The following is a 24,992-nucleotide window of genomic DNA, read 5'->3' as shown; positions in this document are numbered from 1 at the left end:
GCGCGGGCCATGATGAAAGACGAGAGCCGCTTCCGTCACCGGCTCTCGGGTCGACACCGTCCGAGGTCCCTGCGCGATTCCGGACGCGATCGACAATCAAACGATCTGGCGCGGCGCGATGGGGACCGGCACGGACAGTCCCGATCCGCCGGCCGCACCTGAGCCATAGCCCTGGACGAGGTCGTGCGCCTCCTGCTCGCTCGCAGCCGCGGGCGGAGACCCCCACATGCTCGTCCCGTTGGGCTCACGGATGAGGAGGATCGAGACGGCGCCGATCGCGCCCGCGATCATCAGGTAATAGGCCGGCCAATCGAGGTTGCCCGTATAGGCCACGAGCGATCCGACGACGACGGAGGTCGTCCCGGCAAACAGCGACACCGACACGTTGAAGGAGATGGACAGGCCGCTCGCACGAACGTTCGTGGGGAAGAGCGCCGGTAGCGTCGAGGGCATCGTGGCGCTGAAGCAGATCAGCAGCAGCCCCATGATCAGCAGGCCGAGGAAGACCGCGGTCTCGCTCTGGCTGCGGATCAGCATGATCATCGGCAGGGCGAGCACGACGAGGCCGAGCGATCCGATCAGGACGAAGGGCTTGCGACCGAAGCGGTCGGACAAGCGGCCGATGAAGGGGATCGACAGGAGCGCGAGGACCATCACCACGATCTGCAGGACCTGTGACTCCCTCGGCGAGATGCCGCCGGATTGCTGCATCATCGGCAGGGTCTGCGTCACGTAGGTCGGCATGTAGGACGTCAGCATGTAGTTCGGCACGTTCCAGGCGAGCGCGAGGCCCATGCAGACGAGGACATAGGGCCACAGGGCGAGGATGTCCTTCGCGGTCTGCCCCGCGCGCAGACGCTTCTCGCGATCCTCCGCCTCCTGTTCGAGGGCGGCGAAGGCCGGCGTCTCGGCCAGTTGCGAACGCATGTAGACGCCGACGAGGCCGAGCGGCAGGGCCAGGAAGAACGGTAGGCGCCAGCCCCAGTCGAGCAGTTGCTCTTCGGTCAGGGCGACGCCCGCCACGGTCACGACGATCGCGCCGAGCAGGTATCCCGTGAAGGTACCGAATTCCAACCAGCTGCCGAGATAGCCGCGCCGCCGGTCGGGGGCGTATTCGGCGATGAAGGTCATGGCGCTGCCGTACTCGCCGCCGGTGGAGAAACCCTGGACCAGGCGAGCGACGAGAAGCAGGAGCGGCGCGGCGATTCCGATGCTCTCCTGGCTCGGGATGCAGCCGATCGCGAAGGTGCCGACGGCCATCAGGATCATCGTGGCCGCGAGAACCTTGTTGCGGCCGATCCGGTCGGCCAAGGGGCCGAAGAACATGCCGCCGAGCGGCCGGATCAGAAACGCGACCGCGAAGAGCCCGAAGGTCGCGATCTCACCCATCTGGTGGGAGAGATTGGAGAAGAACACTTTCTGAATGGTCGGCTCGAAGAAGGCGTAGACGCCGAAATCGTACCATTCGGCGACGTTCCCGATCGAAGCGGCCGAGATGGCGCGGCGGATCGTGGCCGGCTCGGTCACGGTGCAATCCGAGGCCTTCCAATCCTTGTCGTCGTCAACATGCATTGACAGCATAGCTTGTCGATCTCCGCAGGGCTCCTGAGAAGAAAAAGAGGTTGCTGAAATGGCAGATGCGCGCATGCGCCGATCGCCGCGCTTCGACGACCTCGAATAAAATTCGGTCGAAGACCGGTGCTGATCTTCCTCCCGGACAGCGTGTCCGAATATTCTTATCATTCAAGTCACAGCCGGCGCCCGCACGGGCTGCAACCAGGGGCTAGTTTGATCGAGCCTTCTGCCACGACTTGTCGCGGAGCGACGTTTTGTTGCGGTTTGCCGCGCGGCAAGGCCATTTCCCGCCAGCAATGGGCGGACGCCGCCTGCGCAGCCGAGGCGATGCGGGCCATCGGCCGGGGCAAAGGCGCCGCGAGATCGAGGCGCTGACAATAGTTGTGAGCCTTACCCCTCTTGACGCCCGGATCAAGGCGGCATCCTGCCCTCGCCCCGAGCTCCGTCGGATCGCGGCCTCGCTTGCGGATCGTGTCATCGCGGGCCGTGCGGATCCTTGGCAGGACGCGCCGGCGGTCACGGCGCTCCGGTCGGCGCCGTATTGGGGGCCACAAGCCTGCTCCGCGCGGTATTCAGGGCCGCGAAGCGAATCGGCCGCGTCGCCGATCCGGCGCTGGGTGCCTCTCACAAGACGCCCGCTGCCCTGACCTCCCAGAGCGAGAGCGGTCAGTGACCGGGCGTTTCGTGCGGCGCGCCTACACCAGATACTGCTCGCTGATCGCCGCTCCGAGCCCGTTGTTCTCGATAATGAAACCCTGGATGAACTCGTGCAGCCCGGAGGCGAAGATGCGCTCGATATCGGCGCCGCGGAGCTTCGCCCTCAGGTTGCTCGCCAAGCGCTGGCTCTCGCCGCGGCGGCCGTAGGCGTCGGCGATCAGGTCGAGATGCTCCACCAACATCCGGTAGCAGCTCGCGAGCGAGCGCGGCATCTCGGGATTGAGGATCAGCAGGTCGGCGACCAGCACCGGCTTGATGCTCTCGCGGTAGACCCAGTGATAGGCGTTGAAGGCCGAGACCTCGCGCAGGATCGTGGTCCACTGGAAGTAATCGAGCGAGCCGCCGACCCGCTCGGAGGCCGGCAGCAAGATCTGGTACTTCACGTCGAGGATGCGGGCGGTGTTGTCGGCCCGCTCGATCGCCGTGCCGGCGCGGGTGAACCAGTAGGCATCGTTCCTCAGCATCGTCCGGTAGGCCGAGCCGTCGAAGGTCAGCGAGACCCGCTTCACCCAGTCCAGGAACTGCGTGAATTCTTCCCGGCTGAGGTCGCGCCCCTCGTAGGAGCGCAGCTCCAGCCACGCGCCGTTGATCGTGTCCCACATCTCGGTGGTGAGCGCCGTGCGGATCGAGCGGGCATTCTCCCGCGCCGTGGCGATGCAGGAGCGGATCGAGGACGGGTTATGGGGCGAGAAGGCGAGGAAGTTGCAGACCGTGTGCTCGTTGACCGCGTCGTAGAGGGTCTTGAACAACGCGGGATCGCCCGCCGAGGATAGGGCCGAGGCCCACTCGTTCGAAGTGCGGCCGCCGTAATTCGACGGCAGGGCGGTGAGCCGCAGGGCCGCGTCGAGAATACGGGCGAGGAAATCCGCCCGCTCAGCGTAGCGCGAGAGCCAGTAGAGATTGTCGGCAGTCCGGGACAGCATGGGTCAGCTCGCGGGCGCGGTGGCGACCGGGACGGCAGATGCGCGGTGTTTCATCACCGACGCCGCCCGGCTCGCCGAAGACATGCAAAACGATCGGGCGAAGTGGTCAGGCATCGAGCACCCAGGTGTCCTTGGTGCCCCCGCCCTGGCTCGAATTGACCACGAGCGAGCCCTCCTTCAGCGCGACGCGGGTCAGGCCGCCCGGCACGATGCGGATCTCGTCGGCGCCGGCCAGCACGAAGGGACGCAGATCGACGTGCCGCGGTGCGACGCCGGAGGCGACGAAGGTCGGGCAGGTCGAGAGCGAGAGGGTCGGCTGGGCGATGAAGTTGTCGGGTGCGTGCCGCAGCTTCTTCGCGAACTCGTCGATCTCGCGGCGCGTGGCGTGCGGGCCCACCAGCATGCCGTAGCCGCCCGAGCCGTTGACCTCCTTCACCACGAGGTCCTTCAGATTGTCCATCACGTAGGAGAACGCCTCCCGCTCGCGGCAGCGATAGGTCGGCACGTTGTGCAGGATCGGCTCCTCGCCGGTGAAGAACTTCACGATCTCCGGCATGTAGCTGTAGACGGCCTTGTCGTCCGAGATGCCGGTGCCGACCGCGTTCGAGAGCGTGACGTTGCCGCGCTCGTAGGCGTTCATCAGGCCCGGCACGCCGAGCACCGAATCCGGGCGGAAGACGAGCGGATCGAGGAAGTCGTCGTCGAGGCGGCGGTAGATCACATCGACGCGGCGCGGCCCCTCGGTCGTGCGCATGTAGACGACCTCGTCCTTGGTGAAGAGATCGCCCGCCTCCACCAATTCGACGCCGAGTTTGTCGGCCAGGAATGAGTGCTCGTAGAAGGCCGAGTTGTAGCGGCCCGGCGTCAGCAGCACCACAGTCGGGTCCCGCGTCGCGGAGGCAGGGGCAAGGCTGCGCAGGGTTGCGAGCAGGGCGTCGGGATAGTTCTCGACTGGCGCGACGCGGTGGCGGGAGAACAGCTCGGGGAAGAGCCGCATCATCACCTCGCGGTTCTCCAGCATGTAGGAGACGCCGGACGGAGTGCGGGCGTTGTCCTCCAGCACGAAGAAGTCGTTGGCGCCGGTGCGCACGATGTCGATGCCGGCGATGTGGACGTAGAGGTCGTGCGGCACGTCGAAGGCGCGCATCTCCATGCGGTAATGCGGATTGCGGTAGACGAGGTCGGGCGGGATGATCCCGGCCTTGATGCATTCCTCGGCGCCGTAGACGTCGTTGATGAAGGCGTTGAGCGCGGTGACGCGCTGCTTGAGGCCGCGCTCCAAGAAATCCCATTCGGGCTTCGTCAGCACCCGCGGAATGATGTCGAAGGGGATCAGCCGCTCGGTCGATTCATTGGCGCCGTAGACGGCAAACGTGATGCCGATGCGCCGGAACAGCATCTCGGCCTGGCTGCGGCGGGTGTTGAAATGCTCCGGCGGCGTCTTGTCGAGCCAAGCCTTGAGGATGTCGTAGGCCTCACGGACGGCGGCCTGTTCCGGCTGCCCCGATCCGCCTCCGTTCATCTCGTCGAACGCCGTGAGCGCCATCCGCGCGATTCCCCCTGATGTCTCGTTCTACCGGAGCAAGAGGCAGGCCAGCCGGACGGCCGCCGGCACGCTCGCTCCCGTGCACCCTCAACTTGCCGTGGCACCCTACCGCCCGCAGCGGCGCCGGCGCCCCATGCTGTGATCGGTTTGCCGGACAACCTGTCGGAGATGTAGCGGAGGCGCGGCGCGTGCCCATCCCTGGCGGACAGGCTGGCAGCGCCGGACGATGCCTGTCGAGGAGGCATCGAAGACGGGTCAGATCAGCTTGAGCCCTTTCAGGCTGGCATGCCCGTCGCGGCCGAGGATGACGTGGTCATGCACCACGATCCCCAGCGGATCGAGCACCGTGACGATCTCCCGCGTCATGCGAATGTCGGCGCCGGACGGCGTCGGGTCGCCGGAGGGATGGTTGTGGGCCAGGATGATCGCGGTGGCCGAGAGCTCGAGCGCCCGCCGCGCCACCTCGCGGGGATAGACCGGCGTGTGATCCACGGTGCCGCGGCCCTGCACCTCGTCGGCGATCAGGTGGTTGCGCCGGTCGAGGAACAGCACCCGGAACTCCTCGCGGCCCGAGAAGGCCATGGTGGCGCGCAGATATTCGAGCAGCGCGCTCCACGAGGAGAGCAGCGGGCGCGCCGCGATGGCACCCCGCGCCAGCCGTCGTCCCGCGGCCTCGATCAGCTTGAGGTCGGCGGCGACGCCCGCGCTGACGCCTTCGACCTCGGCGAGCCGGGCGGGCTCGGCGCTGACGACTTCGGCGAACGAGCCGAACCGGCGGATCAGCGCCTTGGCGAGCGGCTTCACGTCCCGCCGCGGGATCGAGCGGAACAGGGCGAGTTCGAGCAACTCGTAATCGGCGAGCGCCTCGGCGCCGGCTTCCGCGAAGCGGGCGCGCAGGCGCTCGCGGTGACCGTGATAGTGCGGCGCCTCCGCGGCGGCGGAGGCCGCCGCCTCGGCGAGCCCCGGCAGGGCGGGCGGTTCGGCCGTGCGGCGGGCCATTGCCGGCAGGCCGTCAGTCGGCCTGCGTGCCGTGGGGCTCGATCCCGTGGGGTTTGGGCTGGTCGAGCCCCTTGGGCGAGAGCGTGAAGATCTCGAAGCCGTCTTCCGTGACCGCCACCGTGTGCTCGAACTGCGCCGAGAGCGAGCGGTCGCGGGTCACCGCGGTCCAGCCGTCGGAGAGCACCTTCACCGCCGGGCGCCCCAGATTGATCATCGGCTCGATGGTGAAGAACTGGCCGGCCTTCAGCGGCACGTCGTAGCTCGCCTCGACGTAGTGCAGGATGGTCGGCGCGTCGTGGTAGACGCGGCCGAGCCCGTGACCGCAGAAATCGCGCACCACCGAGCAGCGCTCGGCTTCGGCGTAGGTCTGGATCGCCCGGCCGATATCGTTGGTGGAGCCGCCCGGCCGCACCGCGCGGATGCCGCGCATCAGCGCCTCGTAGGTGATCTCGCACAGGCGCTGCGCCTTGCGCGGCACCTCGCCGATATAGGCCATGCGGCTCGAATCCCCGTGCCAGCCGTCGAGGATCAGGCAGCAATCCAGGTTGACGATGTCGCCCTCGCGCAGGGGCTTGTCGTTCGGGATGCCGTGGCAGACAACGTGGTTGATCGAGGTGCAGATCGACTTGCGGTAGCCGCGGTAGAACAGCGACGCCGGATAGGCACCGTGATCCATCCCGAACTCGAAGGCGAGCTTATCGAGATGCTCCGTGGTCACGCCGGGCTGGGCGGCTTCGACCAGGAGGTCGAGCGCCTCCGCCGTGAGGCGGCCGGCACGGCGCATCCCCTCGAACCCCTCCGGGCCGTGGATCGGCGGCTCCGGGGCGCGGCGACCGCCTTCGGCGACGGCTTGCTCTTCACGGCTCATGGGGATCGGGCGCTTCGGCAGATGAGATGCGGCGGTCGGCTTCGTCTTACGCCGCACGAGGGCCGGCGCCAACCCGAGCGTCCGCCGCCAATACCGTTTCCTCGAGATCGCCCGCAGCGGCATGGCCGGAGGAAAGCACGGATAGGCCGTTGCCAGGGGCCGGCTGAGGCAACCACACCCTGCGCTGAGATGGCTCTCGCCCCGAACGAACGCCGATCGAGGCCTGGATCGACCTCGGCGCCTCCCGAGTTGTAACGAGCAACCGCGGTTCGGTACGGGCAAAGCCGACGGCTCATGCGCTTCGGTCGTGCCGACGCCCCGACCGGCATCGACAAGAGTTTCGCTCATGCTGTCCGGCCTCGCGTACTTCCTTGCGAGCACCCTCATCCTCCAACCTGTCCAGGCCGAGGTCGCCGATCGCCTTCGCCAGGCCAAGGTGGCGCCGGAGGTTGTTGCCCAGGCGCAGGCCTGTGTCTCCTCCGCCCTGCCGACCCTGGTTCAGCGCGTCGGTGACGACTATTGGTGGGCCGCGACGACCGCGGCGGGGGTCTGGCTCGGCCTGACGCCGCTCGAGCGGGTCGTCGCCGACGTGGCTCCGTCCTGCCGCGGAACCCTCGATACAATCCGTGCGAGCTGAACGGCGTCCGTCAACGGGATGCGGCCGGCATCGCCTGCTCAAGCGCGCCGAACACCCGCCAGCCACCCTGGGCAGATCTTCAACCGTCGGCGCGATCGGTCCGAGACCCTAGGCTTGCGCCCATGAACGCGCTAGACCAGAGCCTCCGTTTTCAGGGACGTGCGATGGCTGACAAGGCGGTTCCCCACTTCCACAATCAGGCCGGCGTGACCGTGATCGCGGTGGGCTCGAAGGAGTTCATGTGCATCGGGGCGCTGCCGCCCTTCGATCACCCGCACGTCTTCCTCGACATGGGCAGCGACAGCGAGATCATCTGCCAGTACTGCTCGACGCTGTTCCGCTACGATCCGCGGCTGAAGGCCGGGACGGCGGAGCCGACCGATTGCGTGTGGCACGACGAGGCGCCCCAGGAGGCTCCCAGGGCGGCCTGACGGCGGGGTTGTCCGTGACGGCGCTCTCTATCGCCATCGTCGGCGCCGGGATCGGTGGGCTCACCGCCGCGCTGGCGCTGTCCGATGCCGGTTATTCCGTCACGCTGATCGAGCGCCGCACCGGCTTCTCCGAAGTCGGGGCCGGCCTTCAGCTCTCGCCGAACGCCAGCGCAGTGCTGATCGGGCTGGGCCTCGGCGCGGCCCTGCGCCGGGCGGGCGACGAGCCGCCGGGCGTCACCGTGCGCGCCTTGGCCTCCGGCCGCGTCATCGGCGGCATCCGCCTGGGGCCGGGCCTGCGCGAGCGCCACGGCGCGCCCTATTACGTGCTGCACCGTGCCGACCTCCAGACCCTCCTGCTCGACGCCGTGCGCGGGCGTCCCGGCATCCGCCTCTGCGTCGGGCGCGAGGTCTCGGATGTCACGGAGACGGCGGACGGCATCAGCCTGACGATGAAGAGCATCGACGGCGACCGCAGCGAGCGCCTGAGCGCCGACCTCCTCGTCGGCGCCGATGGGGTGCGCTCGACCCTGCGCCAGCGCTTCGACGCGCGCCCGCTCCGGCTCCACCGGCAGGCGGCGTGGCGGGCGGTGATTCCCCGCGAGGCGGCGCCGGAGGCGCTGCAGGGCAACGAGACCGGGCTGTGGCTCGGGCCCAGGCGCCACGTCGTCCACTACCCCATCAACGGCGGCAGGCGGCTCAACGTCGTCGCGATCGTGCCCGAGCGCGAGGGCGACGAGGATTGGGGCCGGCTCGGCGATCCAGCGGTGCTGCGCGACCATTTTCCCGACGCGGCCGGTCCGCTGAACGAGTTGCTGAGTCTGCCCGATACCTGGGTGGTGTGGTCGCTGGTGGACCGCCCGGCCGTGCGGCCGATGGCGCGGAACCGGATCGCGCTCCTGGGCGACGCCGCCCATCCGGTGCTGCCGTTCCTGGCCCAGGGGGCGGCGCTCGCCATCGAGGACGCGGCGGTGCTGGCCGCAAGCCTGTCGGGGCCGGCGGGCGTGCCTGAGGCGCTGGCGACCTACGCCGCGGCGCGCCAGTCCCGCGTGCGGGCGGTGCAGCGAGCCGCCCGCCGCAACGGCCGCTTCTATCACGCCGGCCGCCTCATCGGCTTTGCCCGGGATATGGCGATGCGCCGCCTAGGCCCGGAAGGCATGAGCAACCGTTACGCCTGGGTCTACGGCTGGCACCCGCCGGCTTGATCTGGCCCCGCCGGACGGCTACCGCTGCCCGCATGCGGACGTGGCGAAACCGGTAGACGCACGAGACTTAAAATCTTGCGGCCACAAGGCTGTGCGGGTTCGAGTCCCGCCGTCCGCACCAATCCGTCGAGAATCCTGGATTGTCGGCAACGTACCGACAAAACATCGTTCGGCCCCTGTCACGATGAAGGGCCTCGCAGGCCCTCGGGGGCGCCGGGCGAGAAGACTCACGGCTCGCTCGAAGGCCACCGATGAGGGCCCTGGAGGTCCCCGGGCGGCCTCCTGGAAGAGCCGGAAGCGACAACGCCCTCCGGCTCTCATAGTCTCGACTACCGCGCCGGACGTTCGCGAACGACCCGCTCCTCGCGGCGCTCAATGCGCTCTTCACGGCGGGGGTCAGGATCGACCCCGAGCACACCGCCCACGGTGCCGGTCGCCGCACCGACAGCTCCTCCGACAACGCCGCCCACGGGGCCGGCTGCGCGGTTGCCGTCTTCGGCACCACGCTCGGCGCCACGGATCGTCCCTTGAGCCTGGGCGGTCGCGGCGAGCGCGAAGGGCGAGAGGACGAGGACAGAGGCGAGCAATAGCCGCGTCATGGTGATGGGCTCCTGATGTTGCGCACCGGCCGTACGATGCGCTTCACAGGACCAACGGCCGAGATGGGCGATGGTGCCGAAGTCAGCCCGCTTCTCGCCCTTGCGACGAAGGGTGAGCGGCCGCTACAGCTTCTTCTTGATGACGTTTTTGGCCCCCGATGCCGTGACCTCGGGATTCGGAGCGCCCTCGCTGCGCGTCCATTCCACGACATGATCCGCACCCTGGACCTCCAATCGCGTCGGACCGGCGAGAACGAGGGAGACGCGGTTGTTGGCGCCGGAGGTGCTCAGCTTGCCGGGTGCGCCGCCGCCTCCCAGCGTCGCCGTGACGGTGTTCTGCGTGACGCTGACGGTCACGTTCTGGGCCCGGCCGCCTTTCACCTTGTTGTCCATACCGGAGACGGCGAGCCCGGTCCCCTCCTCGAAGCTGACCTTGTGGTTCGAGCCGTGCACGGTGATGAGGCCGCACTTGCCCGTCAGCGCGATTTCATTCTCCGCGCCGTAGACACCCACGTCCTTGCCCTCGCAGTCCACGTCGCGGCTGATCCCGACACCTTCGATGGTGAGCTCATCGGCTTGCGCGATGCCCAGGGAAGCGATCGTGGCCGCAAAGACGAGGGGAAGGAGACGAGGCATCGACGGATCCTGGGTCGTTGTAGGGCTGCGGAAGAGAGCAAACCGGCCGAGGCCCGTCAAACGGTCGAGCCGGAGCCCGACTTGGCAGAGACAGCACGTCGGTCGTCGCGCGACAACGGAAGCGACGCCTCACGGCCGCTCTCCACAGCACTTGGCGGCCCCGTGCTCGACGCGAGCGGCCAAGCCATGCCACCGTCACGCGGTGCCGATCACCAAACTCCAACTCTGCGCGCTGCTCGCCGACGCGCTTCACGTCCCGGAGCGCGAGCGCGTCGCGGCGTTCCTGCGCGACCCGGCGACCCAGCTCATCGATAATCCGTTCTCGTCGGCCCGTGCCGCCGCCGCGCGTACCATCTGGGCCGGCCGGAGCTTCGACTTCGGCGTCATGGGCGTCGAGGCCGCGGGCCTGTCCGAACTGGTGAGCGCGCTGGCCGCCCTTCCGGGGGCGGAGCCGCTGATCGAGGAAGTCGCCCGGTCCGGCCCGCACACGGCGTCCGTCGTCCTCGGGGCGGATCGCGGCCGGGTGATCGGCGTCGCCCTGTACGGCAAACCCGGCATCCCGCTCCCGCCCTTCACTGCGCGCCGGCCCCGTCGCCGCGCAGTGGCCTCGACCCAGCTCGACCTGTTCGCCGACCTGCGGTGAGGCGCCTGCCCTACCTGGCTCGCGCCGGGGCGGGACTTCTCGCACCGATCGAGCCTATCCCGAACGCGGGGCGGGAACCGGCCCCAGCTTTCGGCCCCATTGCGCAACGAGCACCGCCCGGCTCGCCCCGGACGAGCGTCGATGCCGGGCGCCGTGCAAGATCACCAGAAGAATCCCCATTAGTGTCCCGGCCAGCACGTCCGGCAGGTAGTGCCCGCCCGCGCCGAGCGTGGCGACGAGGATCACGCCGTTGAGGAGACCGGCGAGCGGGCCGATCACCGGCACCGGGGCCAGCGCCCAGGCGGTGAGGATCGCGAGGCAAGCGTGGAAGGAGGGGAAGGTGACGAGGCCGCGGATCTCCGAGAGCGCGATCGTCGGCAGCGTACCCTCGCGCAGGGCGTGCAGGGCATCGAGATGCCAGAGGGCGCCGACCGTTTCGAGATGCCCCTGCGGATAGATCTGCGGCGCGTAGTGGGCGTAGGGGCCGACCGCCGGAAACAGGGCCGAGACGGCGATCGAGGCGAGCAGCGCCAGGCTGAACAGGCGGGCATAGGCCCAGAGACGGGCGACTCGTGACACCGCGCTGAGCGCGATGACGACGAGGCCGATCTGGGGACCGCTCGAATGGTAGGCGAGCGCCAGCCACCATGACAGATCGGGGTGGGCGGCAAGGAAGCCGACCCAGCCCCGCCAGTCGAAGCCCAGAGCCGCCTCGACCCGCGCCAGGAGCGGGTCGGCGAGCGGCGGCGCCAGCGTGGCGCTCACGTAATGCAGCAGGGCCGCCGCTGTGGTGAAGGCGGCGAGATAGGCGCTCGACAGGGCCATGGCCCGCAGCTTCGGCTCGGGCTTGACGGCGCTGAACAGCAGCGCGAGCCCGAGTAGGACGGCGACCGCGCCGGACACGGCGAGCAGGCCGGTCCAGGCGATGTCGATTCCGGCCCGCGCGAGCCAGAGGGCGTCGAGCCCGGCGAGAGCCCCGACGAGCGCCCAATAGCCCGCACCGGGGGCGGCGAGGCCCGCGCTCGGCCACCGCATCCCCATCCGCATCGCCATGCCGGCCGCTGGCCCGACAAGACGGCCGGCCGGCGGGCCGGCCATCCTTGAGCCGGCCCCGCGTTCCTCGTCGAGCAGCATCCGTCCGTCGCTCCGTGCGCGCGACCCGACGGCCGCCCCGGACGGGAAGACGCGGCAGCGCCCGCTTTGGTTCGGATTGCGCGCCGTTTCAGGCGGATGGTGCGGCGGTTTGGGCACGATCCGCGCCCGCGGCCGGCCGGTTCGCGTTCGCGGCGGGCATGAAGGTCTCGACCCGGTTGCGGCCCTCGTTCTTGGCCGCGTAGAGCGCGAAATCGGCGGCCCGCAGCAGATCGGAGACCTCGATGCCGAAGTCCCGCATCCGCCCCCGCGCGGCGGTGACGCCGACGCTCACGGTCACCGGCATCCCGACGGACAGGCCCGGATGGCGAAGGGCGAGATCGGCGATGGCCGCGCGGACGGCTTCGCCCGCCATCCGGGCCGTGGCCGGCTCGGCGCCCGGCAGCAGGGCCGCGAATTCCTCGCCGCCGTAACGGGCTGCGAGACCGCCATGGGCCTCGACGGCGGCCTGAAACGCCGCGGCCACCGCCACGAGGCAGCGGTCCCCCTCGGCATGACCGGCGGTGTCGTTCAGGAGCTTGAAGTGATCGATATCGATGAAGATCAGGCCCAGCCACGCATCCTGCTCGCTCGCCAGACTCCAGCCGGCCTCCAGCCGCTCGGTGAAGTGGCGGCGGTTCGACAGGGCCGTCAGCGCGTCGGTCTCCGAGAGCACGGTGAGCCGCGCGTTGGCGCGGGCGAGCGCCTCGGCCTGAAGCTTCACCCGCAGGCCGATCAGGAAGGTGTTCCGGGCCGCCCATTCCCGCGAGTAGCAGAGCTTCAGCGGCACCAGGATCAACCCTGAGACCAGCAGGGGCAGGCCGCTGCGCTCCGCATTGCACAGCCCGAGCCCTAGAACGAGGCCGGCATAGAGGACGAACGCACTGCCGCAGAACCACAGGCAGTGCCGGAACGGCAGCGGCGCGATCAGCCCCACGACCAGCGGCACGATGGTGGCGATGATGATGTAGACGTCCGTGTGCGGAGCCGGCGCGAGGCGGGCGCTGTTGAGGACGACGACGATATCGACGAGCGCCGTGGCCATGACGGCGCCGGTGATCCGCACCATCGTCGGCCGTCCTCGCAGGGACGCGACCGCCCCCAGCGCGACCGGGCAGAAGACGCCGAGCGTCATCACCAGCGGCACGACGAAGCCCTCCGGACCGAACACTTCGCGGTCCATCACGAGGGAGAGAACGTTGAAAAGGGTGAAGACGGCGAGCCAGGACTGCACATAGAAGCCGTCCTGCCGGGCCGTCTCGGCGCGGTACTGCGCTTCGAGCACATCCGGCAACTTGAGCCGGTACCACGGGCGGCTCAGGCCGGCTTCGATCGGCTGTAGCATCGATGCGCCAAGTCAAGCCTCTACGACTTAAGCGTTACCGTAAGAGGCCACCTCCGCTCAATACCGAATGTCAATCGGCGTGGGTGGGAGCGAGTGTTTCATCGGCGCAATTTCATCCGTTCGTGCGTGTCGAGACCGGATCACCGGCCGCACCGTAGCCGCGCTTGGCCGCCGCGCGATTGACGATGCCGAAGCGCAGGACGGCTTCCTCCAGGTAGTCGATCGCCCGGATGAGACCGCGTCGCGCCCGGTCCCGCTCGTCCTCCTCGGCGTCTCCGGGGGTCTCGGCCAGCGTCACGGATGCGATCAGCACGCGGTCGCGCTCGTCCTCAATCCGCCGGTCGCGCTCGACATGGCCGCGCACATCGGCATCGAAGGCGGCGATCACCGCCCAGGGCAGGTCGTCCTTCCGACCTCCCGCCGGGTGCGCGGCTGCCAGCCGCCGGGCCTCCGCGGCCGCCCCGCGCATCAGATCTGCCAAGCTCACCGCCACGCTGCCTCTCTCCTTGCCGCGGACGGTCCCGCACCCGCCCCTCCCCTGCCAACGCCGGCCGCACCCCTGACGTTCGAACCGAGAGGCAGTGGGACCGGGACGATCCGCCATGCCCGTTCCGGCCAGCTCGAACGGGGACCCGGGCGACGGAAGTCCGGAGGGTCAGGGCGTCGGCGGCTCCAGTGCCATGATCGTGCGCGAAACCTCACCAAAACGCCCTTGATTGCGCCTTATTGCCTTCACACTCGCCGCCAATCTCCACCTGCGCCGCATCGAGGGGCGTAGAGATCAGTATCGGCATTGGTGATGATTGATTTCGAGAACCTGCCCTCATGGGCTTCTCGCCGCCTGAACCGGCATATCGCGCGCAGCGGCACCGGCCTGGTCGTGCGCTGGATCTCCCTTCCGGGCGGACGCAGCGCCATGAGGGGGGAGGCGGACCAAGTCTCGCAGGCCTCCGGATGGGAGGGCGATGCGTCGGACGCCAATCCTCAACGCTCGCGCCCACCGAGCGACTTGGGGGCATCGCCGTCCGGTGGGCGCGGGCGACCGGCGGACCAGCCGACCGGCGCCGCCGAGGATAGGGCCGATGCGCCGCTCCGACAGGGGTGGCCGATGCGATTGTCGACCGAACGCAGGGCGAGCGCGGCTCTCAGGTGAGAGCGCCTCAGGAAACGCCCGGTCCGGACGGTTCCCGCTTTGGGCAGGAAAGCATCGCAGGCGTTTTGTGAGCGACACGCAGGCGTCCCCTGCCTGCGGCGAGCCAAGCGGCACCGGCATGATGCCAGAACATGCCGCCGGCCACGAAAAGGGCATAAGCCGTGCTTTAGGTTTGCCGGCATACGCTCTCTCCTGCCGAAGCCCGGCACGGGAGAACGGGCGCATCGTCGGACACGTGCAGAGACAGACACGTGAGCCTTCTCGGCAGAGCAATCGGCCGGCGCGTTCGCCAGAAAGCGTCGCCAACCCATGGTGTTTCGATGAGACGAACGGGATTTCTCGGCCTCAGCATCATCGTCCTCGCCGCGGCCGGCTGGCAGGATCTCGGCCCCGCTCATGCCGGCGAGAGCGTGAGCGGGCGAGCACGCGTCCTGAGCGGCGATACGCTGGTGGTGGGCGGACGCGTGGTCGGCCTCTACGGCGTGGCGGCGCCCGGCCTCAAGCAGACCTGCCTGAACGCCAAGGGTCAGAACTATGCCTGCGGCGCCCATGCCGCCAAGGCGCTCGCCGCGCACCTGAAGGATGCGACGGTCACTTGCCAGATCCGCGAGACCGACAGCTACGGCCGCGCGCTCTCCGTCTGCCACCGCGACAAGGAAGATCTGAGCGCTTGGATGGCCGAGAAGGGCTTCGCCATGGCCGAGCGCGGCGGAAAGGCCGTCTATGTCGGGGCGGAGACCGTCGCGTGGGGCAAGCGCCTCGGTCTCTGGGCGGGCTCCTTCGAGGATCCGACCGGGCGGCCGCGGACGAGCTACTCCAAGGCCAGCACGGTGGCCGACGCTCAGCCCGAGACGCACTGAACGCATCGAGATCCCGGCCGGGGCGGAGGCCGCATCCGCCGGGCGACGTCCTCGTGTCCTGGCTTGCGGGGGTGCGTCTCCGCACGGGACCGGCGGATTCATCGCCGCGGCGCCGCTTGCGGCCGGCTTGGTCCGGTGCCAACTAGGTCGCTCAGGCGCGCGACCGATACGCGGCCGCAGATACGCGAGATACGCAGATACGCGGCGGGAACGTCACCCCGATGTCGATCGGCGGAGACACTCCTTCGCGTCGGACTGTGCCGGCCCGCCCCCTCGGCACCGGCGTCCCGCGCCAGGGAGTGATTGAGAAGCCATGCATCGTTCGATCGCCGTCTCCGCCCTCCTGCTCGCCGGCCTTCTGGCGGCCGCACCCGCCCTCGCCCAGGATGGGGGCGACACCCGGCTCACTCCGACCGGCCGCGCCGTCACGGCGACGGGGCAGACCAAGCCGCCGGCGCCGGGCATCCCCCAGGGACAGGCCGCCTCGACCTCTCAGGAACAGATGCTCAAGGCCCAGCGCGCGGCGCAGGCGCGCGACAAGGCCTGGGACGCGAAGATGAACAAGACCATGGGCTCGATCTGCAAGGGCTGCTGACGAGCACCGACGACCGGCGCGACTGGCTGTCTCCCTCCACCCCTTTCGCGACACCCCTATCGACAGCGTGGCATCCATCGCCTCGCTGTCCGCCCGGCGCAGAACCGCACATCGCCGCTCGAAGCGACGCTCCCTGCGTCTCGCCGGCGGGCAGGAGCATACGATTTCGCCGCCCGCCCCGCTTGCACGGCGCACGCGTCCGTAGTATCGGGCACGCCTTCGCGACAGTCCTTGGGATGTTCGCATCCCTTCGTACGCGGTGACCGCGCCGGCGTTCCCACGCCGATAGCGCGGTCTCTCACATGAGCCGGGGACATCAGATCCCCATCAGGCGTCGTCCGCCGGGCAATACCGTCCGTGTGCGGAAACCCGCCTGAAACAAGGAAAGGTCACTCCCGTGATCCAGATGCAGACGAATCTGGACGTCGCCGACAATTCGGGTGCGCGCCGCGTGATGTGCATCAAGGTGCTCGGCGGGTCGAAGCGCAAATACGCCGGCGTCGGCGACATCATCGTCGTCTCCGTCAAGGAGGCGATCCCGCGCGGCCGCGTGAAGAAGGGCGACGTCATGAAGGCGGTCGTCGTGCGCACGGCCAAGGACGTGAAGCGCGCCGACGGTTCGGTGATCCGCTTCGACAAGAACGCCGCCGTTCTGATCAACAATCAGAAGGAGCCGGTCGGCACCCGTATCTTCGGGCCGGTGCCGCGCGAGTTGCGCGCGCGCAACCACATGAAGATCATCTCGCTCGCTCCTGAGGTGCTGTGATGGCCGCCAAGATCAAGAAGGGCGACACGGTCGTCGTCCTCACCGGCCGCGACGCGGGTCGCTCCGGCGAGGTCATCCAGGTCATGCCGAAGGACGGCAAGGCCTTCGTGCGCGGCGTAAACCTGGTCAAGAAGCACCAGAAGCAGACGCAGAACGCCGAGGGCGGGATCATCTCCAAGGAGGCTGCGATCCAGCTCTCCAACCTCGCGTTCCAGGACGTGAACGGCAAGCCGACCCGCGTGGGTTTCCGCATCCTCGAAGACGGACGCAAGGTCCGGTTCGCCAAGACCACGGGGGATCAGATCGATGGCTGAGGCCGACAAGAACGCCTACGTCCCGCGTCTGCGCAAGCACTATGACGAGGTCGTCCGGCAGAAGCTGATCGAGCAGTTCGGGTACAAGAACCCGATGCAGGTCCCGCAGATCGAGAAGATCGTCATCAACATGGGCGTCGGCGAGTCCACCGCGGATTCGAAGAAGGCCACCGTTGCGGCGGGCGACCTCGCGCTCATCGCCGGCCAGAAGCCGGTCATCACCCGCGCCCGCAAGGCGATCGCGACCTTCAAGGTTCGCGAGGGCATGCCGATCGGCTGCAAGGTGACCCTGCGCAAGGCTCGCATGTACGAGTTCATGGATCGCCTGATCACGATCGCGCTGCCGCGCGTCCGTGACTTCCGCGGCCTGAACCCGCGCTCCTTCGACGGCCGCGGCAACTACGCCATGGGCCTCAAGGAGCACCTCGTGTTCCCGGAGATCTCCTACGACAAGGCGGAGCAGACCTGGGGCATGGACATCGTCGTCCAGACGAGCGCCACCACGGACGAAGAGGCCAAGGCTCTCCTCGCCCATTTCAAGTTCCCGTTCCGGCAGTAAGCAGCGGCAACGTCGCTTAAACGCGGACACTGGAGACAGACATGGCTAAGAAAAGCTCAGTCGAGAAGAACAACCACCGCAAGGATCTGGTGAAGCGCTTCGCCGAGAAGCGTAAGGCCCTCCTTGCCATCGCCAACGATGAGTCCCGTGAGATGGAGGAGCGCTTCGAGGCGCGCCTGAAGCTCGCGGAACTGCCGCGCAACTCGTCGGCCACCCGCATCCGCAACCGCTGCGAGATGACCGGCCGTCCGCGGGCCTACTACCGTAAGCTCGGCATCTCGCGCGTCGCTCTGCGCGAGCTCGGCAACCGGGGTCTCATCCCCGGCCTCGTGAAGTCCAGCTGGTAAGGGGAGGCATCCATGGTGAACGATCCCGTGGGTGATATGCTCACCCGCATCCGCAACGGCCAGAGCCGTCGCCGCAACGTCGTCCAGACCCCCGGTTCGCGCCTGCGCGCCTCGGTCCTCGACGTGCTGAAGTCCGAGGGCTACATCCGCGACTACGCGGTGTCCGACCTCGGCAACGGCCGCACCGAGTTCCAGATCGAACTCAAGTACTACGATGGTCGCCCGGTGATCCGGGAGATCAAGCGTGTGTCGAAGCCCGGCCGCCGCGTCTACTCGTCGGTTGGCGAGCTGCCGCGCGTCGCCGACGGCCTCGGCGTTACCATCATCTCGACCCCGCAGGGCGTCATGGCCGATCACGAGGCGCGCGAGCGCAACGTCGGCGGTGAAGTGCTCTGCAAGGTGTTCTGATCCGGAGGACAGCGACATGTCTCGCGTAGGCAAGAAGCCCGTCCCCGTCCCGTCCGGCGTCACCGCCACGGTCACGGGTCAGACGGTGAAGATGAAGGGCTCGAAGGGCGAACTCCAGTTCGTCGTCCCGCCCCAGGTCATCGTGGAGTTCAAGGACGGCGCCGTCTCGGTGCAGCCCAAGGACCAGTCGAAGCAGGCTCGCTCCCTGTGGGGCACCTCGCGCGCCCAGGTGGCGAACCTCGTCGAGGGCGTCTCCAAGGGCTTCGAGAAGAAGCTCGAGATCACCGGCGTCGGCTACCGTGCCGCCATGGCCGGCAAGGCGCTCAAGCTCTCGCTCGGCTACAGCCACGACATCGAGTACGAGATCCCGGCCGGCATCACCATCGTGACGCCCAAGCCCACGGAGATCGTGGTGTCGGGCATCGACCGGCAGCGCGTCGGTCAGGTTGCGGCGGAGATTCGCGAGTATCGCGGCCCCGAGCCCTATAAGGGCAAGGGCGTCAAGTACGCTGGCGAATTCATCTTCCGCAAGGAAGGCAAGAAGAAGTAAGGGGGGCGATCATGTCGAACAAGAACGAAGCCCTCCTGCGCCGCAAGGCGCGGGTCCGTCGGGCCCTCCGAGCCTCCGCCAACGGCCGTCCGCGGCTGTCGGTGTTCCGCTCGTCCAAGCAGATCTACGTCCAGGTCATCGACGATGCCGCGGGCCGCACGCTCGCTGCCGCGTCCAGCCTCGACAAGGATCTCAAGGCCAGCCTCAAGACCGGTGCCGACAAGGCGGCGGCCGAGGCGGTCGGCAAGCTCGTCGCCGAGCGCGCCAAGGCTGCGGGCGTCACCAAGGTCGTCTTCGACCGCTCGGGCTACATCTTCCACGGCCGCGTCAAGGCTCTCGCCGACGCTGCCCGTGAGGGTGGCCTGGACTTCTAAGACGCCGCGTTCCCTCCCCTTCGTGGGGAGGGGACCATCGAGCGAGCGGGTCCTTGCGGCCCGCGTCAGTGAGATCACAGGAATCAGATATGGCACGTGAACGCGAAGGTCGTCGCCGCGACGACCGCGAGGAGCGCGACAGCGAATTCGTGGACAAGCTCGTCCACATCAACCGCGTCGCCAAGGTGGTGAAGGGTGGCCGTCGCTTCGGCTTCGCGGCGCTCGTCGTCGTCGGCGACCAGAAGGGCCGCGTCGGCTTCGGCCACGGCAAGGCCCGTGAGGTGCCGGAGGCGATCCGCAAGGCGACGGAAGCCGCCAAGCGCGGTCTGATCCGCGTGTCGCTCCGCGAGGGCCGCACCCTGCACCACGACGTCAACGGTCGTCACGGTGCCGGCAAGGTGATCCTCCGCGCGGCGCCGCAGGGTACCGGCATCATCGCCGGCGGCCCGATGCGCGCCGTGTTCGAGACGCTCGGCATGCAAGACGTCGTCGCCAAGTCGCTCGGCTCGTCCAACCCCTACAACCTCGTGCGCGCCACCTTCGACGCGCTCAAGAACGAGGACAGCCCGCGCTCGGTCGCGGCCCGTCGCGGTCTCAAGGTGTCGGCCCTCCAGGCCCGTCGCCGTGACGCCGACCCGGCCGACACCTCCGAAGCGGCCGTCGCGTAAGGGAGGGCAGCATGGCTAACAAGACTGTCCGTATCGAGCAGATCGGTTCGCCGATCCGCCGCGAGGCCTCCCAGCGTGCGACGCTGATCGGCCTCAAGCTGAACAAGCTGCACCGCGTCTCCGAGCTGGAGGACACTCCCTCGGTCCGCGGGATGATCCGCAAGGTCGCGCACCTCGTGCGCGTCCTCGACGACGCCGCGGCGTGAGGAGGGCTTACCCATGAAGCTCAACGAGATCCGCGACAACGAAGGCGCGACCAAGAACCGGATGCGCGTCGGCCGGGGCATCGGCTCCGGCAAGGGCAAGACCGGCGGCCGCGGCGTGAAGGGTCAGAAGGCCCGCACCGGCGTGTCCATCAAGGGCTTCGAGGGCGGCCAGATGCCGCTGCATCGTCGCCTGCCGAAGCGTGGCTTCAACAACATCCACGCCCACGACCTGAACGAGGTGAACCTCGGTCGCGTCCAGGCGGCGGTGGATGCCGGCAAGCTCGACGCCAACGCCCCCGTGACCGTCGATGCGCTGGTGAAGGCCGGCATCATCGGCCGTGCCCGTGACGGCGTGAAGCTGCTCGGCGTCGGCGAGCTGACCGCGAAGCTCAGCTTCGAGGTGACCCGCGCCTCCAAGTCGGCCATCGAGGCCGTCGAGAAGGCCGGTGGCTCGGTGACCACGACCTTCGCCGCTGGCGTTGCCCATCGCGGCGCGTCGGAAGGCGCGGTTGCGTCGGCCTGACACCACGATTAAGTCGAACGCCGAAGCGGCGGCCCGTGCTCGCACGCGGCCGCCGCTTCCGCTTTCAGGGACCGCCTAACGGGTCCCGACGGCATTTTCCGGGATACGAGACATGGCCTCAGCCGCCGAGCAGCTTGCCGCCAACCTGAATTTCGGCGCCATCGCCAAGGCCGACGAGCTTAAGAAGCGCATCTGGTTCACCCTGGGAGCGCTCATCGTGTTCCGGCTGGGCACCTACATCCCGATTCCGGGCATCGACCCGGAGCAGTTCGCGCGCAACTTCCAGAACCAGGCCGGCGGCGTGCTCGGCATGTTCAACATGTTCTCCGGCGGTGCCGTCGAGCGCATGGCGGTCTTCGCGCTCAACATCATGCCCTACATCTCGGCCTCGATCATCGTTCAGCTCCTGACCTCGGTCGTGCCGACCCTGGAAGCGCTGAAGAAGGAGGGCGAATCGGGCCGCAAGGTTATCAACCAGTACACCCGCTACCTCACGGTGGTGCTGGCGCTGGTCCAGTCCTGGGGCATTGCCTTCGGCCTGCAGGGATCGAACGCGGTCATCACGCCGGGCCCATTCTTCATCCTCTCAACCGTCGTGACGCTGACCGGCGGCACGCTGTTCCTGATGTGGATCGGCGAGCAGATCACCTCACGCGGCATCGGCAACGGCTCCTCGCTGATCATCTTCGCGGGCATCGTCGCCCACCTGCCGGCTTCGATCTTCGGGGCGCTCGAACTCACCCGGACCGGCGCGCTCTCGCCCGCCATCCTGCTCGGTGCCGGCATCGCCGCCGTCGCGCTGATCTACTTCATCGTGTTCATGGAGCGCGCCCAGCGCCGTCTTCTGATCAACTACCCGAAGCGTCAGGTCGGCAACCGCATGTACGAGGGCCAGTCCTCGTTCCTGCCGCTCAAGCTCAACACCTCGGGCGTGATCCCGCCGATCTTCGCTTCCTCGCTGCTGCTGCTGCCGACCACGGTGGCGAGCTTCTCAGCCAACCAGGGCTCGACCGGTATCCTCGGGACGCTCACGGCCTATCTCGGCCATGGCCGGCCGCTCTACATGCTGGCCTATGCCGGCCTGATCATCTTCTTCACGTTCTTCTACACGGCGATTGTCTTCAATCCGCAGGAGACCGCCGACAATCTGAAGAAGCAGGGCGGCTTCATCCCCGGCATCCGGCCCGGCGAGCGCACCGCCGCCTTCATCGACAAGGTGCTGACCCGCATCACCGTGATCGGTGCGGCCTACCTCACCTTCGTCTGCCTCGTGCCGGAGATCGTCGCCTCCTACACCTCGGCGGCGCTCGGCTTCGGCGGCACCTCGCTGCTGATCGTGGTCTCGGTCACCATGGACACGGTGGCGCAGATCCACGGACACCTGATGGCGCACCAGTACGAGGGCCTCGTGAAGAAGGCGAAGCTGCGCGGCGCCTCCACCACCCGGCGGCGTTGAGCGTCACGCTCTTCGACAAAGGTTCGGTGGACGCGCGCACGGGAATTGCGCATCAAGGCGGTGTGACGACGGCGCGGCCCGTGAAGGCCGGCGCGCCGCCCATGAAGAACGAGCCCGGCGCCGGGCCTTGAGGACGGGGAGACGCTATGCGGATCATTCTGCTCGGACCGCCGGGAGCAGGTAAGGGCACACAGTCCGAGCGTATCGTGGAGCGCTATCGCGTCCCGCAATTGTCGACGGGCGACATGCTGCGCGCGGCGGTGGCCGCCGAAACGCCTGTAGGGCTCGAGGCGAAGTCGATCATGGAGAGCGGCGGCCTCGTGCCGGACGCGGTCGTGGTCGGCATCGTTGCCGACCGCATCGAGGAGGCCGACGCCAAGAACGGCTTCATCCTCGACGGCTTCCCGCGCACGGTCGAGCAGGCCAAGGCCCTCGACGCCATGCTGGCGGAGAAGGGCATTGCCCTCGACGCGGTGGTGGAGTTCGTCGTGGACGAGAACGCCCTCGTCGGCCGCATCGCCCGGCGCGCCGAGGAGACCGCCGCCCGCGGTCAACCGGTGCGCAAGGACGACACGCCGGAGGTCTTCAAGACCCGCCTCGACGCCTACAAGCGGCAGACGGCGCCGCTCTCGGACTACTATGCCGGCACCGGCCTGCTGCGGAAGATCGACGGCATGAAGCCGATCGACGACGTGACCGGGGACGTGACCGACCTGCTCGACGGCTTCCGCGAGACGGCGGCGTCCTGAACCTTTGTCCCGGACGATGATAGTCGAGCCCGCTCCCGTTCCGACGGGGCGGGCTTTTTCATGCGCCGCATCGGGCTACCGCTCGCCATGCGCAAATCGGTTTGCAAAGCGTTGACAAGTTCGCGAGGTCGCGCTAGGCGGACCCCCTTCGTCCAAGCGGGATGTGGTTCGGGGCACCTCTGAGAGGCTGCTTGCGGACCGATTTGTCGTTTCGGGCGGGCGCGCAGGGGCCGGCCTCCACCGGACGCGCGCTTTTTCTTGTGTGACGGCGGGCCAGTGTCCCGCCCCATGGAGAGATCATCTTGGCCCGTATCGCAGGCGTCAACATCCCGACCGGTAAGCGCGTCGTCATCGCGCTCCAGTACATCCACGGCATCGGCCCGAAGAAGGCCGAGGAGATCACCGGCAAGGTCGGCATCCCGGCCGAGCGCCGCGTGAACCAGCTCACCGACGCCGAGGTGCTCCAGATCCGCGAGACCATCGACCGCGATTACATCGTGGAAGGCGACCTGCGCCGCGAAGTCTCGATGAACATCAAGCGCCTGATGGATCTCGGCTGCTATCGTGGCCTGCGTCACCGCAAGCAGCTCCCGGTCCGCGGCCAGCGCACCCACACCAACGCCCGCACCCGCAAGGGCAAGTCGAAGCCGATCGCCGGCAAGAAGAAATAATTCGGCATTGGACGGCCGTGCTTCGCTCGGCCGTCTTTCCGTCGCGTCGAGTCTCCCTCGACGTTTGCGATCGATCGGGACGGATCTGCACGGCAGCCGCGTCCGAGTGACAAAAAAATCCCGAGCGCCTGGTGTTACGGGCGTGATTGAAGGACCAGCGAGAACAAGATGGCCAAGGAACCGACCCGCGTCCGCCGCCGCGAACGCAAGAACATCGTCTCCGGCGTGGCGCATGTGAACGCCTCGTTCAACAACACGATGATCACCATCACCGACGCACAGGGCAACACGATCTCGTGGTCGTCCGCCGGTGCCATGGGCTTCAAGGGCTCGCGCAAGTCGACCCCGTACGCCGCCCAGGTTGCCGCCGAGGATGCCGGCCGCAAGGCTGCCGAGCACGGCATGCGCACCCTCGAGGTCGAGGTCTCCGGTCCCGGTTCGGGCCGTGAGTCGGCGCTCCGCGCGCTCCAGGCCGCGGGCTTCACCGTGACTTCGATCCGCGACGTCACCTCGATCCCGCACAACGGCTGCCGCCCGCGCAAGCGTCGCCGCGTCTGATCGGACGAGACCGGAGCCCCCTCGTACGGAGAAGCCCATGGCGGACGGATCGAAGCCCCTCCCCGGCGCGCTGCGTTGGAACCTCGGCGACCTCACGGTCACCGCGCTCAACGACGGCTGGTTTCAGGGCTCCCTCGATCTCGTCACGGGCATCTCCAAGGACGAGGCCGGCGCGCTCCAGCGCGCGGGCTTCCGCTCCGAGGCTCCGGTTGTCACGCTCAACGCCTTCCTCGTCACCGGCGCCGGCCGCAAGCCGGTGCTGATCGATTCGGGCTACGGCCATTTCGGTCCCGCGACCATGGGCCGGGTGCCTGCGGCCCTCGCGCTCACCGGCGTCGAGCCGGAGGAGATCGAGACCGTGCTCCTCACCCACCTGCATCCCGACCATGCGGGCGGGCTGGTGAAAGAGGACGGCAGCGCGGCGTATCCGAACGCGGAACTCGTGATCCACGCTACGGAAGCCGCACATTGGCTCCCCGACGAGGCGCTCTCACGGGCGCCGGACGAGGCGAAGCCGTATTTCGAGAACGCCCGCAAGGCCGTCTCACCCTACGCTGCCCGACTGCGCAAGCACGAGGGCGGCGAATTGGTGCCCGGAATCACCGCCGTGCCGCTGCCCGGCCACACGCCGGGTCATTGCGGCATGCGGATCGTATCGGGGGACAAGTCCCTGCTGATGTGGACGGATGTCGTGCATATGCCGGCAATTCAGTTCAAGCAGCCGGAGGCGGGCGTCGCCTTCGACGTCGACGGCGATCAAGCGCGTGCCACCCGCAAGCGCGTGCTCGACGAGGTGGCGAGCGAGAAGACCTTCATCGCCGGCTCGCATCTGGAGTTCCCGGCGCTCGGGTACGTCACGCGCGATGGCGTCGGCTACAGCTTCGTCCCCGCTCTTTGGGTGGCCGGCGAAGAACACTGATTTTTGGGACCGGTCCGGATGCTCTCAGAGCCATTCAGGGCCGGCCGAAGCGCTTTCCGGGACG

General features: G+C 68.3%; 31 protein-coding genes and 1 tRNA gene. 22 read left to right on the top strand and 10 right to left on the bottom strand.

All coding sequences use genetic code 11. From position 1 onward, the window contains the following. Positions 1-96 precede the first annotated feature (96 nt). From LPC10_RS11195 to map, 5 genes are all read right to left on the bottom strand, one after another. The gene (locus LPC10_RS11195) at positions 97-1,581 is read right to left on the bottom strand and encodes an MFS transporter (protein ID WP_231346728.1); all 1,485 of its coding nucleotides are present in this window, start codon (positions 1,579-1,581) and stop codon (positions 97-99) included. 689 nt (positions 1,582-2,270) lie between these two features. Next, on the bottom strand, positions 2,271-3,215 hold the full coding sequence (locus tag LPC10_RS11190; RefSeq protein WP_231346727.1) for an alpha-E domain-containing protein: 945 nt from the start codon (positions 3,213-3,215) through the stop codon (positions 2,271-2,273). 106 nt (positions 3,216-3,321) lie between these two features. After that, complete coding sequence (locus LPC10_RS11185) at positions 3,322-4,761, bottom strand: circularly permuted type 2 ATP-grasp protein (protein WP_231346726.1); 1,440 nt, start codon at positions 4,759-4,761, stop codon at positions 3,322-3,324. A gap of 255 nt (positions 4,762-5,016) precedes the next feature. Further along, positions 5,017-5,760, bottom strand: coding sequence for a DNA repair protein RadC (gene radC / locus LPC10_RS11180; RefSeq protein ID WP_231346725.1), 744 nt, complete (start codon positions 5,758-5,760; stop codon positions 5,017-5,019). Positions 5,761-5,773: 13 nt separating this feature from the next. Continuing rightward, positions 5,774-6,628 carry a type I methionyl aminopeptidase gene (gene map / locus LPC10_RS11175; RefSeq protein ID WP_231346724.1) on the bottom strand — a complete coding sequence of 285 codons (855 nt, stop codon included), beginning with the start codon at positions 6,626-6,628 and terminating at the stop codon, positions 5,774-5,776. A 346-nt stretch (positions 6,629-6,974) separates the two neighbouring features. Between map and LPC10_RS11170 the strand changes: the two genes are divergently transcribed. The 4 genes from LPC10_RS11170 to LPC10_RS11155 all read left to right on the top strand — a co-directional run bounded on the left by LPC10_RS11170 (position 6,975) and on the right by LPC10_RS11155 (position 9,019). Continuing rightward, a complete protein-coding gene (locus LPC10_RS11170) occupies positions 6,975-7,265 on the top strand; it encodes a hypothetical protein (RefSeq protein WP_231346723.1) in 291 nt (96 codons plus the stop codon). 164 nt (positions 7,266-7,429) lie between these two features. Beyond that, entirely contained in the window at positions 7,430-7,696 is a 267-nt protein-coding gene (locus LPC10_RS11165; RefSeq protein WP_231346722.1) for a zinc-finger domain-containing protein, read from the top strand. 14 nt (positions 7,697-7,710) lie between these two features. Next, on the top strand, positions 7,711-8,898 hold the full coding sequence (locus LPC10_RS11160) for an FAD-dependent oxidoreductase (protein WP_231346721.1): 1,188 nt from the start codon (positions 7,711-7,713) through the stop codon (positions 8,896-8,898). Positions 8,899-8,932: 34 nt separating this feature from the next. Beyond that, positions 8,933-9,019 (top strand) — tRNA-Leu (locus tag LPC10_RS11155). A gap of 208 nt (positions 9,020-9,227) precedes the next feature. Here LPC10_RS11155 and LPC10_RS11150 read toward each other — a convergent pair. Further along, positions 9,228-9,497, bottom strand: a complete 270-nt coding sequence (locus LPC10_RS11150; protein WP_231346720.1) for a hypothetical protein — start codon at positions 9,495-9,497, stop codon at positions 9,228-9,230. A 123-nt stretch (positions 9,498-9,620) separates the two neighbouring features. Further along, positions 9,621-10,133 carry a DUF3060 domain-containing protein gene (locus LPC10_RS11145; protein WP_231346719.1) on the bottom strand — a complete coding sequence of 171 codons (513 nt, stop codon included), beginning with the start codon at positions 10,131-10,133 and terminating at the stop codon, positions 9,621-9,623. A 202-nt stretch (positions 10,134-10,335) separates the two neighbouring features. Here LPC10_RS11145 and LPC10_RS11140 point away from each other — a divergent pair, with 202 nt between their 5' ends. Then, on the top strand, positions 10,336-10,776 hold the full coding sequence (locus LPC10_RS11140; protein ID WP_231346718.1) for a hypothetical protein: 441 nt from the start codon (positions 10,336-10,338) through the stop codon (positions 10,774-10,776). Between the two features lie 54 nt (positions 10,777-10,830). On the opposite strand, the gene LPC10_RS11135 is transcribed toward LPC10_RS11140, so the two are convergent. The 3 genes from LPC10_RS11135 to LPC10_RS11125 form a co-directional block, all read right to left on the bottom strand. Beyond that, positions 10,831-11,910, bottom strand: a complete 1,080-nt coding sequence (locus LPC10_RS11135; protein WP_231346717.1) for a phosphatase PAP2 family protein — start codon at positions 11,908-11,910, stop codon at positions 10,831-10,833. An 88-nt stretch (positions 11,911-11,998) separates the two neighbouring features. Beyond that, positions 11,999-13,252: a diguanylate cyclase gene (locus tag LPC10_RS11130; protein ID WP_231346716.1), complete on the bottom strand. Its 1,254-nt coding sequence runs from the start codon at positions 13,250-13,252 to the stop codon at positions 11,999-12,001. Positions 13,253-13,364: 112 nt separating this feature from the next. Beyond that, positions 13,365-13,745, bottom strand: a complete 381-nt coding sequence (locus LPC10_RS11125) for a hypothetical protein (protein WP_231346715.1) — start codon at positions 13,743-13,745, stop codon at positions 13,365-13,367. A gap of 980 nt (positions 13,746-14,725) precedes the next feature. Here LPC10_RS11125 and LPC10_RS11120 point away from each other — a divergent pair. From LPC10_RS11120 to LPC10_RS11040, 17 genes are all read left to right on the top strand, one after another. After that, positions 14,726-15,265: a thermonuclease family protein gene (locus LPC10_RS11120; RefSeq protein WP_231346714.1), complete on the top strand. Its 540-nt coding sequence runs from the start codon at positions 14,726-14,728 to the stop codon at positions 15,263-15,265. Between the two features lie 313 nt (positions 15,266-15,578). Next, positions 15,579-15,860 (top strand): hypothetical protein, encoded by a 282-nt coding sequence (locus LPC10_RS11115; RefSeq protein ID WP_231346713.1) that lies wholly within the window; start codon positions 15,579-15,581, stop codon positions 15,858-15,860. A gap of 397 nt (positions 15,861-16,257) precedes the next feature. Continuing rightward, on the top strand, positions 16,258-16,626 hold the full coding sequence (rplN, locus tag LPC10_RS11110; protein WP_012253654.1) for a 50S ribosomal protein L14: 369 nt from the start codon (positions 16,258-16,260) through the stop codon (positions 16,624-16,626). Then, entirely contained in the window at positions 16,626-16,940 is a 315-nt protein-coding gene (rplX, locus tag LPC10_RS11105) for a 50S ribosomal protein L24 (protein ID WP_017485523.1), read from the top strand. Before rplN ends, rplX begins: the two co-directional genes overlap by 1 nt. Then, positions 16,933-17,499, top strand: coding sequence for a 50S ribosomal protein L5 (gene rplE, locus LPC10_RS11100; protein WP_012454049.1), 567 nt, complete (start codon positions 16,933-16,935; stop codon positions 17,497-17,499). Before rplX ends, rplE begins: the two co-directional genes overlap by 8 nt. Before the next feature lie 41 nt (positions 17,500-17,540). Further along, positions 17,541-17,846 (top strand): 30S ribosomal protein S14, encoded by a 306-nt coding sequence (rpsN, locus tag LPC10_RS11095; protein WP_003597141.1) that lies wholly within the window; start codon positions 17,541-17,543, stop codon positions 17,844-17,846. A gap of 12 nt (positions 17,847-17,858) precedes the next feature. Next, positions 17,859-18,254, top strand: coding sequence for a 30S ribosomal protein S8 (rpsH, locus tag LPC10_RS11090; protein WP_231346712.1), 396 nt, complete (start codon positions 17,859-17,861; stop codon positions 18,252-18,254). Positions 18,255-18,270: 16 nt separating this feature from the next. Further along, complete coding sequence (rplF, locus tag LPC10_RS11085) at positions 18,271-18,804, top strand: 50S ribosomal protein L6 (RefSeq protein WP_012454046.1); 534 nt, start codon at positions 18,271-18,273, stop codon at positions 18,802-18,804. Between the two features lie 11 nt (positions 18,805-18,815). Next, positions 18,816-19,178, top strand: coding sequence for a 50S ribosomal protein L18 (rplR, locus tag LPC10_RS11080; RefSeq protein ID WP_108940103.1), 363 nt, complete (start codon positions 18,816-18,818; stop codon positions 19,176-19,178). Between the two features lie 89 nt (positions 19,179-19,267). Then, complete coding sequence (rpsE, locus tag LPC10_RS11075; RefSeq protein WP_012253652.1) at positions 19,268-19,846, top strand: 30S ribosomal protein S5; 579 nt, start codon at positions 19,268-19,270, stop codon at positions 19,844-19,846. An 11-nt stretch (positions 19,847-19,857) separates the two neighbouring features. Further along, positions 19,858-20,052 (top strand): 50S ribosomal protein L30, encoded by a 195-nt coding sequence (rpmD, locus tag LPC10_RS11070; RefSeq protein WP_108940102.1) that lies wholly within the window; start codon positions 19,858-19,860, stop codon positions 20,050-20,052. A 13-nt stretch (positions 20,053-20,065) separates the two neighbouring features. Further along, positions 20,066-20,575, top strand: coding sequence for a 50S ribosomal protein L15 (gene rplO, locus LPC10_RS11065; RefSeq protein ID WP_231346711.1), 510 nt, complete (start codon positions 20,066-20,068; stop codon positions 20,573-20,575). A 112-nt stretch (positions 20,576-20,687) separates the two neighbouring features. Further along, positions 20,688-22,031 (top strand): preprotein translocase subunit SecY, encoded by a 1,344-nt coding sequence (gene secY, locus LPC10_RS11060; protein WP_231346710.1) that lies wholly within the window; start codon positions 20,688-20,690, stop codon positions 22,029-22,031. A gap of 146 nt (positions 22,032-22,177) precedes the next feature. After that, positions 22,178-22,780: an adenylate kinase gene (locus LPC10_RS11055; RefSeq protein ID WP_231346709.1), complete on the top strand. Its 603-nt coding sequence runs from the start codon at positions 22,178-22,180 to the stop codon at positions 22,778-22,780. Between the two features lie 302 nt (positions 22,781-23,082). Continuing rightward, a complete protein-coding gene (gene rpsM / locus LPC10_RS11050; protein ID WP_231346708.1) occupies positions 23,083-23,451 on the top strand; it encodes a 30S ribosomal protein S13 in 369 nt (122 codons plus the stop codon). Between the two features lie 168 nt (positions 23,452-23,619). After that, positions 23,620-24,009 carry a 30S ribosomal protein S11 gene (rpsK, locus tag LPC10_RS11045; RefSeq protein ID WP_009866710.1) on the top strand — a complete coding sequence of 130 codons (390 nt, stop codon included), beginning with the start codon at positions 23,620-23,622 and terminating at the stop codon, positions 24,007-24,009. 37 nt (positions 24,010-24,046) lie between these two features. Beyond that, complete coding sequence (locus LPC10_RS11040; protein WP_231346707.1) at positions 24,047-24,928, top strand: MBL fold metallo-hydrolase; 882 nt, start codon at positions 24,047-24,049, stop codon at positions 24,926-24,928. The last annotated feature ends 64 nt before the right edge of the window (positions 24,929-24,992 follow it).

The organism is Methylorubrum sp. B1-46 (genome assembly GCF_021117295.1).
In the GTDB taxonomy this organism is placed as follows: Bacteria; Pseudomonadota; Alphaproteobacteria; order Rhizobiales; family Beijerinckiaceae; genus Methylobacterium.
Note: the sequence above shows the minus strand (reverse complement) of the source record. Positions and strands in the feature narration are given on the sequence as shown.